This is a genomic window from Cupriavidus sp. Agwp_2 (assembly GCF_040784895.1).
In the GTDB taxonomy this organism is placed as follows: domain Bacteria; phylum Pseudomonadota; class Gammaproteobacteria; order Burkholderiales; family Burkholderiaceae; genus Cupriavidus.
The window spans coordinates 396,825-409,783 of record NZ_CP088083.1 but is presented as its reverse complement, the minus strand read 5'-3'; the positions used below and the strand labels follow the sequence as shown (position 1 = coordinate 409,783).

13 protein-coding genes are annotated in these 12,959 nt (G+C 68.4%); 3 read left to right on the top strand and 10 right to left on the bottom strand.

Features of this window, described 5'->3' with window-relative positions:
- A complete protein-coding gene (locus LPA45_RS01935) occupies positions 1–420 on the bottom strand; it encodes a type IV pilin protein (protein ID WP_376790627.1) in 420 nt (139 codons plus the stop codon).
- Positions 421–827: 407 nt separating this feature from the next.
- Between LPA45_RS01935 and LPA45_RS01930 the strand changes: the two genes are divergently transcribed.
- Positions 828–1,760, top strand: a complete 933-nt coding sequence (locus LPA45_RS01930; RefSeq protein ID WP_116317054.1) for a MurR/RpiR family transcriptional regulator — start codon at positions 828–830, stop codon at positions 1,758–1,760.
- 6 nt (positions 1,761–1,766) lie between these two features.
- Here LPA45_RS01930 and LPA45_RS01925 read toward each other — a convergent pair whose 3' ends face one another.
- The 4 genes from LPA45_RS01925 to LPA45_RS01910 all read right to left on the bottom strand — a co-directional run bounded on the left by LPA45_RS01925 (position 1,767) and on the right by LPA45_RS01910 (position 5,376).
- Positions 1,767–2,726: a glutamate/aspartate ABC transporter substrate-binding protein gene (locus LPA45_RS01925; protein ID WP_367394854.1), complete on the bottom strand. Its 960-nt coding sequence runs from the start codon at positions 2,724–2,726 to the stop codon at positions 1,767–1,769.
- A 336-nt stretch (positions 2,727–3,062) separates the two neighbouring features.
- Complete coding sequence (locus tag LPA45_RS01920) at positions 3,063–3,416, bottom strand: hypothetical protein (RefSeq protein ID WP_367394853.1); 354 nt, start codon at positions 3,414–3,416, stop codon at positions 3,063–3,065.
- 129 nt (positions 3,417–3,545) lie between these two features.
- Entirely contained in the window at positions 3,546–4,040 is a 495-nt protein-coding gene (locus tag LPA45_RS01915; protein WP_116317051.1) for a two pore domain potassium channel family protein, read from the bottom strand.
- A 124-nt stretch (positions 4,041–4,164) separates the two neighbouring features.
- On the bottom strand, positions 4,165–5,376 hold the full coding sequence (locus LPA45_RS01910; protein ID WP_367394852.1) for a collagen-like protein: 1,212 nt from the start codon (positions 5,374–5,376) through the stop codon (positions 4,165–4,167).
- Between the two features lie 528 nt (positions 5,377–5,904).
- On the opposite strand from LPA45_RS01910, the gene LPA45_RS01905 reads away from it, so the two are divergent.
- Positions 5,905–6,153 (top strand): hypothetical protein, encoded by a 249-nt coding sequence (locus LPA45_RS01905; protein ID WP_116317050.1) that lies wholly within the window; start codon positions 5,905–5,907, stop codon positions 6,151–6,153.
- A 97-nt stretch (positions 6,154–6,250) separates the two neighbouring features.
- Here the strand turns inward: LPA45_RS01905 and LPA45_RS01900 are convergent, their stop codons facing one another.
- Complete coding sequence (locus tag LPA45_RS01900) at positions 6,251–6,595, bottom strand: RcnB family protein (RefSeq protein WP_116317049.1); 345 nt, start codon at positions 6,593–6,595, stop codon at positions 6,251–6,253.
- A gap of 385 nt (positions 6,596–6,980) precedes the next feature.
- On the opposite strand from LPA45_RS01900, the gene LPA45_RS01895 reads away from it, so the two are divergent.
- Complete coding sequence (locus LPA45_RS01895) at positions 6,981–8,162, top strand: diguanylate cyclase (RefSeq protein WP_367394851.1); 1,182 nt, start codon at positions 6,981–6,983, stop codon at positions 8,160–8,162.
- Positions 8,163–8,218: 56 nt separating this feature from the next.
- Here the strand turns inward: LPA45_RS01895 and LPA45_RS01890 are convergent, their stop codons facing one another.
- The 4 genes from LPA45_RS01890 to LPA45_RS01875 form a co-directional block, all read right to left on the bottom strand.
- Positions 8,219–9,706: an ATP-binding protein gene (locus LPA45_RS01890; protein WP_367394850.1), complete on the bottom strand. Its 1,488-nt coding sequence runs from the start codon at positions 9,704–9,706 to the stop codon at positions 8,219–8,221.
- Positions 9,707–9,831: 125 nt separating this feature from the next.
- Positions 9,832–10,764 carry a BMP family ABC transporter substrate-binding protein gene (locus LPA45_RS01885; protein WP_367394849.1) on the bottom strand — a complete coding sequence of 311 codons (933 nt, stop codon included), beginning with the start codon at positions 10,762–10,764 and terminating at the stop codon, positions 9,832–9,834.
- Positions 10,761–11,747, bottom strand: a complete 987-nt coding sequence (locus LPA45_RS01880) for a Bug family tripartite tricarboxylate transporter substrate binding protein (RefSeq protein WP_367394848.1) — start codon at positions 11,745–11,747, stop codon at positions 10,761–10,763. Before LPA45_RS01880 ends, LPA45_RS01885 begins: the two co-directional genes overlap by 4 nt.
- A 24-nt stretch (positions 11,748–11,771) precedes the next feature.
- Positions 11,772–12,848 (bottom strand): porin, encoded by a 1,077-nt coding sequence (locus tag LPA45_RS01875; RefSeq protein WP_367394847.1) that lies wholly within the window; start codon positions 12,846–12,848, stop codon positions 11,772–11,774.
- Between the last annotated feature and the right edge of the window lie 111 nt (positions 12,849–12,959).

Below are 12,959 nucleotides of genomic sequence, written 5' to 3'. Positions count from 1 at the left end.
TCAGTTCCAGCAGTCGGTGCCGCCACCGGACGCCGACTTCGCGCCGGCGCTGGTCAGCGTCAGCGTGCCGCAGCCGGTGTCGGCACTCAGCTGGCTGCCCTTGGGCGTGGCGACGATGCTGTAGCCCGGCGGCAGCGCGGCAGTGGGAGTCACGGTGACGTCGTAGCGCGTGCTCTGTGCGGACGGCACCGACATGCCGAGCGCGCCGAGGTTGGCGGCATAGGCGCGGTTGTCGACGAGAAACCGCTCCTGCGCGCCGGAGACTTCGAGCATGAATGACTCGATCGCGGCGCGGTGCGATCGCACCACATGGCGGCTGTAGTTGGGAATGGCGACGGCGGCCAGGATGGCGATGATCGCGACGGCGATCATCAGCTCGACCAGCGTGAAGCCGCGCGCGCACGCGCCGCGGCCCGGCATGGCTCCGGCCGTGTCTGTTCCTGCCCCGATTTGACCCTTGACCCGAAACGGCGGCGTGACCGTGCCGCCGTGTCGCACTGCAGGGCTTCTATGTCCCATGCTCGCGCTCCGTACCAATTATGTTCCGGATGACCGATTTCCGGAGGTTATGGCGCGGAGTGTAAGTCACCGCCTCCTAAGTGGGTAAGGAAATTCTGATGACAGTGCGCCGGCGTTGCGGCAATCCGACAATCGGGGGGCTTGCCAAAAGCCCCGGGTACAGCTTTGGCGGCGGTCGGACGTTAACCGGCTTTCGACGTGACGATGTGACGGCGTGACAACGTGGCAGGTCGCACCGGAGCGCCGCGACCCGGCGCTCCGGCGCACGGCTGTGCAACAATCGTTACAACCACGAATCCGGAGTGCCCATGCCGTCCGACAGCCCCACCCCTCCGCCGCAGCCCCCCCAGGCCGAACCCGAGCCGGCGCCACCCCAGGACCTCGACGCGCTGCTGGCCTTGCTGCGCGCCAGCTTTCCGACCCTGAGCACGCAGTTCCAGAGCGGCGCTCGCTACCTGCTCGACCACCCACAGGACGTGCCGGTGCTGTCGATGCGCAAGATCGCGGCCAGCGCAGGGGTGCAGCCCGCCACGCTGGTCCGGCTGTCGCAGCACCTTGGCTTCGAGGGCTGGCAGGGCCTGCGCGAGCTCTTTGTCGATGCGCTGCGCGGCGGCAGCCAGCCCTATGCGCGCCGCGCGCGCAAGGTGGTGCGCGAAAGCAGCGCCAGCCACATGCTCGGCGAGATGCTCGACGCGCAGCACCACAACCTCGACCTGATCGCCGCCAACAACGACAAGACCCTGCAGCAGGCGGCGGAGCTGCTGTCGCACGCGCAGAACGTGCACGTGGCGGGCTTCCGCTCGTGCTTCCCGATCGCGTTCACCTTCCACTATGTCTACCGCCTGTTCCGCAGCTCGGTGCAGCTGATCCGCGCCGATGCCGGCACGCTGGAAATGGAGCTGCGCGGCCTGGCGCCCAAGGACGCCGTGGTGGTGGCCAGCTTCGCCCCGTATTCGCAGGAGAGCATCCGCGTGGCCGCGGCCGCGCGCGAGTGCGGCTGCAAGGTGATCGCGCTGACCGACAGCACCGTGTCGCCGATCGCGCTGGCGGCCGACTGCACGCTGCTGTTTTCGGTCGAGAGTCCGTCGTTCTTCCCGTCGATCACGGCCGGCGTGGCCATGGTCGAGGCGCTGGTCGAACAGTTGCTGGCGCGCAAGGGCAAGGGCGCGATCCGCGCGCTCGAGCAGGCGGAAGGCGAGCTGCACCGCACCGGCGCCTACGTGCCCGCCGGCCGCGGCTGAGGGGGATTATTCGAAGGCCTCGTCGCTGGGGCTGGCGTAGGCTTTCTTCAGCGGCTCGCTCATCGGCAGCTCGAAGTTGACCTGCTTGGGCGGCACCGGCGCGGCAAACCACTTGCTGTAGAGCTTGTTGATCTCGCCGCTGCGGATCAGCCCGCTGATGGCGTTGTCGACCACCTGCTTGAAGCCGGGATCGTCCTTGCGCAGCATGAACGCATAGGCCTCGAACGACTGCGGCGTGCCCACCACGGTCCAGTCGGCGGGGTTGGGCGCCAGCGTGCGCGCGCCCGACAGCAGCACGTCGTCCATCATGAACGCGGCCACGCGTCCTGACTGCAGGATCAGGAACGACTCGCCATAGTCCTTGGCGCTCTGGATGGTGATGTTGGCGTGCTTCTCGTCGTTGAGCCGGCGCAGGATGCGCTCCGAGGTGGTGCCGGCATTGGTCACCACCGCCTTGCCCGAGAGGTCGCCGAAGTCGCGCACCGGGCTGCCTTTCTTCACCAGCAGCCGCGTGCCGGCGACGAAGAACGTGGTCGAGAACGCCACCTGCTGCTGGCGCGACTTCAGGTTGGTGGTGACGCCGCACTCCAGGTCGACGGTGCCGTTCTGCACCAGCGAGATCCGGTTCTGCGAGGTCACCGGCACCATGCGCACCTGCAGCGCCGGCACGCCGGTCTCGCGCGTCACCGCATCGATCACCCGGTCGCAGATGTCCTGCGAGAAGCCGATCACCTTCTGGTTGGCGTCGTAGTACGAGAACGGGATCGACGAAGTGCGATGGCCGATGGAGATCGTGCCTGACGACTTGATCTTGCTGAGGGTCGGGCTCGCGGCGACATCGGCGGCATGCGCCGTGCCGGCCGCGCCGCTGCAGAGCACCAGCGCCGCGGCGGCGACCGCTGCGCCCGTGAACCGGCGCGGGGTCGATGAACCGCCGCACGGACGCGTGACTTCTGCTGCTTTCATACAGGCTCTCCTGGGATAGCTTGGTTGGCGTGGGTAGCGCTCAGCGATGCGCCATCGCATCGCCAATGCTAGGCAATCAGCAACAAGTGTTCCATCATGGATAACCATGAAACATATGTATTTTTTCACCGGCGTGGTGAAACGCCCGTTGGGACGGCGGGCGAACGTGCGCGAACGTGGGGCATCGAGGCGCCGGATCCGTGCGGCGGCGCAGCATGGGACTGGCAGGGGCGAGATCTGGCGCGGAACCGCGCCAGAGCGGAAGGTAGTAGGAAGGGCAGCGGAAGGACAGCGGCGGAGGGCGCGCCTGGCACAGCCCTCCGCCGTGGAAACGGCTTACTGGGTGCACTTCTCCTGGTACGCCTGCTGCAGCGACTTGCGCGGACGCTCGCGTTCCAGTTCGGGGATCTGCCGCCCTTGCGCAGTCTCGATGGTCGAGTCGGTGGTACGGTACTCGCGCTTGGGCGCCGTGGCGATCTGGGCGGCCAGCTCGCGGCATTCCGCCGACTCGATGCTGCCCGGCGTCGCGGCGGGATCGGGGCGGTAGGGCGTGGTGCCTTGCTGCACGGCCTCATTGATCGCGGCGGCGGCGGCACCCTGGCCGTCCTGCTTCTGCGCGTGGACGCTGCAGGCCATGGCAAGGGTGGCAACGGCGGCTAGGCGGATCAGGTTGCGCTGTCGGCTCGACATGGTGGCTCCTCGTGGGTGGCTCGTTGGCTTTCGGAAGATGCCAAGCTTAATCGTTCGCGGCTCATCTGGCACTACCGGCATCTGTGGCACTTCCGGCATTCCTGGCCGGCGCCGGCGGCGGGCGCTGCACTAGCGCGCGCGATGCTCGCCTTCGTCGTCGAGCTGCCAGTCGCGCCGCATCACCACATAGGTAAAGGATGCGGACCAGCCGATCAGGATCAGGCCCACCAGCGGCTCGATGGTCGCGATCAGCCGGGTCGCGCCGACCGGGTAGAGATCGCCCAGGCTCTGCGTGGTGAAGGTCTCCAGCGCAAAGTAGGCATAGACCAGCAGCGACGGCTCGCCGTGGCGGGTCGGCATGCCGGGCGCGGTCGATCCCGCCAGCCAGCCGAGGCCGAGCACGTTGTCGGCAAACCAGAAGCCGAACGCGAACACCATCGCCTCCAGGCAGTGGACCAGGATGATGCAGACGATCAGCACGCCGATATTGACGCGCCCGCTCCAGCGCCGCGGATGCAGCGCCGACAGCAGGCGCAGCGCTTCGTAGTGGATGCCCACCACGGTCACGGTCAGCACCGCGGCGCACAGCAGGGCCAGCAAGAAATTTTCGGCAGAGTTTTCCATGCGCAACCGGTTGAGGGGCGGGGGCGTCCGGTACCGGGCGGGCAAAAAAAGACGCCCTCCAACATAACACCGGAAGGCGCGCGGGAAAACCAGCACGGGAACGCAGGCGCAACGGGGCGGCGGCTTACTGGGTCTTGCAGGACAGGCTGACGTACAGGCCGCCGTCCCAGTTGAAGGTGCGGTTGCCGCTGACCTGGACCTGGATGATGTCGTTGGCCGCCACCGGCACCGTGGCCGGCGTCGAGCAGGTCCTGCCCGAGCTGCTCAGATTGCAGCTGGCCGACTCGGTGATGGCGACCGGATTGACCGTCTGCAGCGCCGTGCCGCTGGCCACCCGGTAGGCGGTCACGGTGTACAGCGAGCCCGACTGGGGCGAGCCGGCCAGGGTTGCCGTCATGGTCATGCCGCCCGCGCAGCCGACCGGCATCAGCGCGCCGAAGTATGGGTCGCTACCCTGCAGGTCGAGTCCGCTGCCGGTCATGACATAGGTGCCGTTGCCGCCGGACGATTTGGAGACCGCGAAGTTGGCGGTGTAGATCGTTGCGCCCGCCGCGCCCTGGTCTCCCTTCTCTCCCTGGTCGCCCTTCTCCCCTTGCGGGCCCTGGGCCCCGGTATCGCCGGTAGCGCCAGTAGTGCCGGTATCTCCCTTGTCGCCCTTGTCTCCTTGAGAGCCTTGCGTACCGGTAGCGCCTGTAGCACCGGTAGCGCCGCTATCGCCCTTCTCTCCCTGCGGCCCCGTCGCTCCCGTCGCTCCCGTCGCTCCCGTCGCTCCCGTCGCCCCCGTGGCCCCATCGGCGCCGGCCGGGCCGGCAGGGCCCTGCTCGCCGGTGGCCCCGGTCGCACCAGTGGGACCGGTCGGGCCGGCAGCGCCCACCGGGCCGGTCAGCCCGACCACCGAGATGCCCGCCGGCCAGTTGTCGCCGGTCTTGGGCCCGAACAGCGTGTTGGTGGTGGTGTTGAGGTAGAAGCTGCCCTCGGCGCCATCGGCCGCGGTCGGGTCCGCCGCGCCGTGCAGCAGCGAGGCGCCCGGCGCGCCGGCAACCCCCTGCGGCCCGACCAGCGGCACGCCGGCCGGCCATTCGCCGTTGGCCTTTGGCCCGTACAGCGTCGAGGTAGAAAGATTGAGGTAGAAATCGCCGTCCGAGCCCACGCTCGCGCCCGGCGCATTGATGCCGGACAGGATGGTCTTGCCATTGGCGCCAGCCGGACCCGGCACGCTTTCCGACGGGGAGATGCTGGCCGGTGCCGCATCCCCGCCACCGCCGCCGCAACCGGCGAGCATGAACGCCAGGCACGCGACCGGAATTGCCGCCCGTTTCAGGTGGATGTGTTTCATTGTGAAGCTCCCCGTATATTTTTTTATTTCGCTGTCCGGCTGTTTGCCGGGCGACTTCAATTTATGTTTCGCGGAGGTTCAGAAGAATCGTGCGTTGGCACGGGCTGATTCAGGAATGAAGCGCGCGGCAAGGATGAGGAAAATCACCTCGCCAGCTAATGCAGACGGCTCTAAACATAGCGCCGTTTAAAATGCGCGCGATTCGCGAAATGGTCTTTTTGATTCAGGGAAACCGCCTGCCGGCGTGTATTCCCGCGTGCCTCCGGTGCCTCGGAAAATGGGACCGTCAAACGCACCAGCAGGGCAAAGGCGCTGCTGAAATCAAAAGATGCAGGTTTCGTCCAAACGGCTGAAATCCGGATGAGCCAACCGGATTCGCGTATTTCATGCAAGAAACATTGCGCCCCGATTTACCCCCTGCAGGGGGTATCGCCGGTTTCAGCATCGGCGTCGGCCGGCAGCGGGCATGTTGGCCACGCGGGCGATGCACTATGCTGGAAATTCCACCATCTCCAAGCGGAGGCCGACGTGCGTAAATCCATCCCGATCCTCGCGGCGCTGGTGTTGTGCGGCGCCAGCGGCCTGGCGCTCGCCCACAACTGTCCCAACGAGATGAAGGCCATCGACGCCAAGCTCTCCACCAAGCCGGCGCTGTCGCCCGAAAATGCCGCCAAGGTGACCAAGCTGCGTGCCGACGGCGAGGCCTACCACAAGGCCGGCAAGCATGACGAATCGATGAAGTCGCTGCTGGAGGCCAAGAAGATACTCGGCATGTGACACGGAGCGCTGCACAAAAAATGGAGCCGCCGCGCACCCCGCGCGGCGGCTCTGCTTTGCTGCATGGCCCGGGGCGAGGCGCCCAGGACGGTGTGGATCAGGAGCCCGACCCGACCTGCTGGATCACGCCATTGGGCGCCACCAGGTAATACTCGGCGCCAACCCCCACCCAGCGCGTGCCCTTGCGCGGCGCCGGCAGGTTGTACTGCTTGTAATCGTCGATCACATACTGGCGATCCCTGAACTCGGTCGGCAGGCGATCGCCTTTTTTCCATTGCTGCACCTGCACATACGGCGAGCTTTGCGGGGCTGGTGGCGGCGCTGACGCCGCGGGTTCCGTCATCGGCCGGGGAGTCCGGCCGGTGCCCTGCGCCATGGCAAACGGCGCCGCCAGCACGCTTGCCGCCAGCAGCAGTGCCGGCATCGCTTTCTTGGTATTCATCGTGATCTCCTTGCGTACGGAAAACCGAACTGCCGGAGGATCCGGACAGCACCTTCCAGATTAGTCACAAAAGCGGAAAACGTGGCATCCGTGGCCCGCCAGCCACGCCCTTGCGTTCACAATTGTTTGCCGCGCGGCGGCACCCGCCATGCGCCGCGAGCCCAGGTGCTGGCTAGAATGCGACCTGACGGAAACACTCAGCAGGCCGCGGCGAGCGTCGCGCCTGCCCGGGCGCATGCGCCCCATAATGTTCCCTGGCCATGCCCCTTCGGTCACCGGATGCTGGTCGCGAGAGCTGCCGGCCGCCTGATGCCGCCGCTTGTCCGCGCCCTTGCCGCGGCTTGCAAGCACCCCTGCCAGAGGACGACAAGAACAGGGGACTCTCGTGTTGCAAGACGCTGGTCGACTACTGGCACTGGTCAATCCCGCCATCGCCATCGCATTCTCGCTGTGCTTCGTCACAGCCTGGCGCTATGAGCGCACCCGGCACTACCTGTTGCTGCCGGCGGCCGCGTACTGCATGTATGCGATCGCCATCAGCGTGCAGATCGTGTGGCCGCCGCGTGACGGGGGCGGACAGGCCACGGTGACCGGCCTGCTGTACCTGGGCAGCGGCGTGCTGCTGCTGCGCGGCATGCTGGCGCGCATCGGCGCACGGGTCGATACCTGTGTGCAGGTGGCGTTGCCGCTCGCGCTGCTCGGCGCCATCGCGTGGTTCGACCTGGTGCAGCCGCGGCTGGTGGCACGCATCTACATCCTGAACATCGGCATCGCCATGATCCTGCTGCTGGGCATGCCGGCGCTGGCCCGACTGCGCACGGGGCGCCTGGCGGACCGCATGCTGTTCTGGACCTACCTGCTGTTCGCGCTGCATTTCCTGCCGCGCACCGTGCTGACCGTCGTGCCGGCGGCATCGTACGATCCGGCCAGCTTCACCCGCTCGGCCTATTGGCTGTGGCTGCAGGCCACGCTGGCACTGATGCTGATGGCGCTGGCCCTGGCGCTGCTGGCCGCGGCGGTGCAGGACATCATCGTCGGCCTGCGGCATGAGCGCGACACCGATCCGCTCACGCTGCTGCATACCCGCCGCGGCCTGGCCGCGCTGGCCATGTACCAGATCCCGCCGCCTCCCGGGCAGCCGCTCAGCCTGCTGCTGTGCGACCTCGACCACTTCAAGTTCATCAACGACAACTACGGCCACAGCGCCGGCGACGCGGTGCTGGCGCAGTTCGGCCAGATCATCGCCGGCGGCATCCACCGGCGCGACATCGCGGCGCGGCTGGGCGGCGAGGAGTTCGTCGTGCTGTTGCCGGATACCGCGCCCGACGCCGCGCTGCAACTGGCCGAGCGCCTGCGCCACACGCTCGAACACACGCCGATGACGGTATTACCCGGCGTGCACCGCGTGACCGCCAGCTTTGGCGTGGCGACGCTGCGGCCCGGCGAGGACCTGGATGCGCTGCTGATGCGCGCCGACCACGTGCTCTACGCGGCCAAGAACCGCGGCCGCAACTGCGTCGCCTGGGAGCGGGACGAAGCCTTGCAGGCGCTTGGCGCCCTCGTCTGAGACAGGGCTACAGGCAGATTCCCTCGATGATTGCCATGCCGCGGACGAGGACCGGATCATGGCGACAAGCGCGGCTGGTGGTGGCCCGGAAAACTGGCGTCGAGGGACAGGCGGAGGTCGCCAACGCGGTCCTGCGCCGCCTGCACGGCCCACGCGGCGCCGGCCTCCAGCTCCTGGCAAAGCTGCGCCGCGTCGCGCGCGGCATCGATGTGCGCCAGCGCGCCGCGCATGCGGTGCGCGTGCGTCTGCACCGCGCCCAGGTCGCCGCTGGCGGCAGCGGCAAGCAAGGCATCGAGGTCGTGACGCACGCTCTGTGCCAGCAGCGCCGCATTGGCTTCAGCGTCGTCGCCGGCGCCTGGCGACATCTCCCCGTGCGCCGGCACCAGTGCCTGCAGGCACGCGGCCAGCTCTGGCAACAGCACCGGCTTGACGAGGCAGCGGTCCATGCCCGCCGCGTGGCAGCGGCCGGCTTCGCCATCGCCGGCGTTGGCGGTCAGCGCGACGATGCGCACCGGATTGCCTGTCGCGCGCAGCTGGCGGCTGAGCGCGTAGCCGTCCATGACCGGCATCTGCACATCGGTCAGCACGACGTCGAAGGCCCCTGCCGCACAGGCCGCCAGCCCCTGCGCGCCGTCGCTCGCCAGCTGCACCGTGCAGCCAAGCCGCTCCAGCTGGCCACGCAGCAGTTGCCGGTTGTACGGATGGTCTTCCACCACCAGCACGCGCAGCCCGAGATGCGGCAGCGCAGGCATGGCCTGCGCCGTGTCGGGGCAGGCGGCGCCGCTCGCTGACCGTGCGGCGGTGGCCTGCAACTGTAGTGCCACGAGAAACCGGCTGCCCTGGCCCGGCGTGCTGTCCACAGTGATGTCGCCGCCCATCAGCCTGGCCAGGTGCCTGCAGATCGCCAGGCCGAGCCCGGCGCCGCCGTGCCGGTCCGCGCCTGCGGTATCGCCTTGCGTGAAGGGCTCGAACAGGTGCGCAAGCAGCGCGCCATCGATGCCTGGGCCGGTGTCGGCCACTTCCAGCATCAGCCTGACCGGGAGCGGCGAGGGCTGCGGTTCGTGCCACATGCGCAGCGTGACGCGCCCGTGCGCGGTGAACTTGATCGCATTGCGCAACAAGTTGGCGAGCACCTGCCGCACGCGCAGCGGATCGCCCAGCAGCCACGGCACGCCCGGCTGCAGGTCGCAGTCCAGCGCCACGCCCTTGCGCATGGCCAGCGGCTCCTGTGCGCGCGCCACCGTCTCTGCCAACGCGACCGGATCGAATGGCACAGCTTCCAGGCGCAGCTGGCCAGCGTCGATGCGCGAAAAGTCGAGCAGGTCATCGAGCAGTTGCAGCAGCACGCGCGAGGATGCGGTGATGGTTGCAACCTGCTGGCGCTGCGCCGCGCTCAGCTCGGTCAACGACAGCAGTTCCAGCGTGCCGAGCATGCCGTACAGCGGCGTGCGGATCTCGTGGCTCATCGCGGCCAGCAGGCGCGGGTTGGCGGGGTGGCCCGCGTCGGGCGGTGCGGGGACTGCGCTGTCGTCGTTCGTCGTCATGGCATTGTCCGGGGCTGCATGCCGTTGCGGCTTGCGGAAATATGCCAAGCATAGCGACGCGCGGCCGCGGGCGCATGAACTTCGGTTCGCCCGATTTCCGAACCATCGGGCTTTACCGACACATACTAATGATCCGGCGCGCTGTCGATGTCGAACTCCTGCACCGCCACCGATTCCGGCAACATCACACTGCCGTCGAGCAGCCGCTGGCTCCACTGATCGAGCGCCGCGCGCACGTCGTGGCCGACTCCCGGCCCCAGCGCGAGACGGACCGCTTCGGGAACTTCAAGCCCGAAGCTGCGCACCGTCCCCCACGCCACCTGCCCGCGGACATAGTCGTCGATCGCCCGTTCCACGCACAGCCCGCTGTCGGCGATGGCCGAGGCGATGAACACGTCGGGATGACGCGCGGTCCAGTCGAGCACATTGCCGATCTGGCGCACGCCGGTGGCGCGGCACGCCGCGATGGCGCCGTCGCGGCCGCCGTCGATCATCGCGAACAAGATGTCGGCACCGGCGCGCGCCTGGGCCTCGACGGTGGCAGCCGCGAGCGCGGGATCGTGCTGGTATCCACAGAACGTGGTCAGCACCGGCAGCCCGGGCACTGCGCTGCGCACGCCGTGGACGAAGGCGGCACGGCCTTTCAGGCCCGGCCGCACCTTCTCGCCGGACAGGTGCGCGACCACGCCCGTTTGCGAAGTGAGCGCGGCGAGCACACCCGCCAGGAATGCGGACTGTTCCTGCAGCACCTCGTAGCTGGCGATATTGGCCGACAGCGCGCTGCCCTGCGTGATGACGAAGCGTTGGGCCGGATAGCGCGCCGCCGCGGCGGCAACCGGCACGTCACCCTGGCCGCCGTGCGCGACGATCAGGTCCGGCCGCGCATCGCACAGCGCCAGCAGCGCCTGCGTGCGCGCCCGCGGCGACGGGTCTCCGATCCATGCGATCCCTACGTCGTGCCCCGCCGCGCGGGCGCGCAAGGCGCCGGCATGTCCGGCTTCATTGAAGCTGCCGCGCCCTTGCGGCCCGAACAATACGACCTGGATGCGCGCGCTCATGACAGGCTCGCTCCGGTCGCGGCCACCACCGGGCCCCAGGCCTGCGCCTGCTGGCGCACATACGCGGCGAATTCGTCGGGCCGACGCTGTGCCAGCACGAAGCCCAAGGCTTCAAGGCGGGTGCGCACAGCGGGTTGCTGCAAGATTTCATTCAGGTGATGGTGCAAGCGGTTCACGATGTCTCCGGACAGGTTGGCCGGCGCCGAGACGCCGACGAAATTCTCGGCCACCAGCCCGGCAAACCCGGCTTCGGCCACGGTGGGCAGCTGCGGTGCCTGCGGCACGCGCTGGGTCGCGGTCACGGCGAGCAGGCGCAGCGCACCGGACTGCATCAACGGCAGGTTCTGCGGCAAGGCATCGACGGCGAAGGGCAGCTGCCCGCCCAGCAGGTCGGCGCGCATCGGCCCCGCGCCCTTGTATGGCACGTGCGTGAGCCGCAGCCCGGCCTGCTGCCCGAACAGTTCCCCGACGATATGCGCGACCGATGCCGCGCCGCCGCTGCCGAACGGCACCGGATCGCGCTGCGCGCGGATCCACGCCGCCAGCTCCGGCAGCGTGCGCGCGGGCACGGACGGATGCACCGCGAACACGGTGGGGACCGCGCCGATGTAATGCACATGCGTGAAACTGCGAACCGGGTCGTACGGGCGCCGGCCGGGCAGGAACGGCGAGATGCTCAGCGCGGCTGAATTCGACATCAGCAGCGTGTAGCCGTCCGCCGGCGCCGCGGCAACGGCGGCCGCGCCGATGGTCGAGCCCGCACCCGGGCGGTTGTCGGTGACAAAGGGCTGGCCCAGCCGCTCCTGCAGCGCAGGCGCCAGCAGCCGCGCCACGATGTCGCTGGCGCCGCCCGGCGGGAAGGTCACCACCATGCGCACCGGATGGCGTGGCCACGGCGCGGCGTCGGCGCGCGCCGCCAATGGCAAGGGCAATGGCAGCGACAGCGCGGCGGAAGCGGCCAGGAATCGTCTTCTGGAAATCATGTCAGTTCCTCGGCGGCATCGATGTCACAACCGGTGGCGCAGGCCCACGCCGCCGCCGAACTTGTTGCCATATACGCCCATGAACGCCGGCAGCGCGTAGGCGCCGCTGACACGGTTGAAGTCGAACTCGGCATAGACGCTGGTGCGCCGGGACAAGGCGTAATCGGCCACGCCGGTCAGCATCAGCCGATGGCCGCTGGCAACCGCCTGCCGGTCGTAGCCCGCCGCAAGCGACAGCGCCAGCGCCGCGGTTGCCTGCACGGTGGCGCCGCCGGTCAGTACATGGTTGCGCGTCGGGCTCAGGTGGTAGCGGTTGTCGAGATAGCCGAGCGCGAGCTTGACCGGGCCCAGCTGCGTGCTGCCGCCGATGCCCCAGATCGTGCGGCGCTCTTCGGTACTGGCGGCATTGGTGCTCTGGAACAGCGCGCCGATGTCGACACTGCGCGTGGTCCATGCCAGCGCCAGGCCGCGGCTGCTGTTGGCCGGGATATCCCCTGGCACTTCGCCGAAGGTGTAGTGCCCCGCCGCCGACAGCGCGCCCCACTTGCCGGCGTACTTGACCATGTTGTCCTGGCGCGGCCCCGTATAGCCGTTGAGGATGGCGACGGCATCGAGGTTCGGATGCCCGTACGGCTGGAAGCGGAAGGTGGCGTCATAGGCCGTGGTGAACTGGCGGCCGAAGGTCAGCGTGCCGAGCGTCTCATGCTGCAGGCCGGCATACGATTGCCGCCCGAACAGCCGGCCGTTGCCCTGCGTGCCGACCTGCCCGTAGTTGGTGGTTGCGGTGCCCTGCAGCGACATGCCGGTGGAAAGGTCGAAGCCGCTTTCCAGGTTGAACAGCGCGGACCAGCCACCGCCGAGCGCCTCCGTGCCGCGCACGCCCCAGCGCGAGCCGCTGAAATAGCCCTCGCTCAACTCCGCCAGGCGCTGGTCGCCGCGGTTGTTGTCCGAGTACCGGACCATGGTGTCGAGCAGGCCATACAGCGTGACCGACTGGGCCTGTGCAGGCGTGGATACGCTGGCGGCAACAACTCCGGCAAATGCGCCAGCCAATGCGCCGGCAAATGCGCCAGCGAGCCCGCCGGCACGCGCCCGCGGCATGGCGCGACCGCGCCTCGTTGTTCGGACTCCCTGACGGACCATCTGACGTCGACCTCCATTTTGCATACAAAGTTAGGACGCAAAATATAGAGGCGCGGACAACCATCCGCA

Excerpts from the sequence above, each read along its gene's own strand:
- LPA45_RS01935 (WP_376790627.1), bottom strand. The coding sequence starts at position 420 with ATGCCGGGCCGCGGCGCGTGCGCGCGCGGCTTCACGCTGGTCGAGCTG.
- LPA45_RS01930 (WP_116317054.1), top strand. The coding sequence starts at position 828 with ATGCCGTCCGACAGCCCCACCCCTCCGCCGCAGCCCCCCCAGGCCGAA.
- LPA45_RS01925 (WP_367394854.1), bottom strand. The coding sequence starts at position 2,726 with ATGAAAGCAGCAGAAGTCACGCGTCCGTGCGGCGGTTCATCGACCCCG.
- LPA45_RS01920 (WP_367394853.1), bottom strand. The coding sequence starts at position 3,416 with ATGTCGAGCCGACAGCGCAACCTGATCCGCCTAGCCGCCGTTGCCACC.
- LPA45_RS01915 (WP_116317051.1), bottom strand. The coding sequence starts at position 4,040 with ATGGAAAACTCTGCCGAAAATTTCTTGCTGGCCCTGCTGTGCGCCGCG.
- LPA45_RS01910 (WP_367394852.1), bottom strand. The coding sequence starts at position 5,376 with ATGAAACACATCCACCTGAAACGGGCGGCAATTCCGGTCGCGTGCCTG.
- LPA45_RS01900 (WP_116317049.1), bottom strand. The coding sequence starts at position 6,595 with ATGAATACCAAGAAAGCGATGCCGGCACTGCTGCTGGCGGCAAGCGTG.
- LPA45_RS01890 (WP_367394850.1), bottom strand. The coding sequence starts at position 9,706 with ATGACGACGAACGACGACAGCGCAGTCCCCGCACCGCCCGACGCGGGC.
- LPA45_RS01885 (WP_367394849.1), bottom strand. The coding sequence starts at position 10,764 with ATGAGCGCGCGCATCCAGGTCGTATTGTTCGGGCCGCAAGGGCGCGGC.
- LPA45_RS01880 (WP_367394848.1), bottom strand. The coding sequence starts at position 11,747 with ATGATTTCCAGAAGACGATTCCTGGCCGCTTCCGCCGCGCTGTCGCTG.
- LPA45_RS01875 (WP_367394847.1), bottom strand. The coding sequence starts at position 12,848 with ATGCCGCGGGCGCGTGCCGGCGGGCTCGCTGGCGCATTTGCCGGCGCA.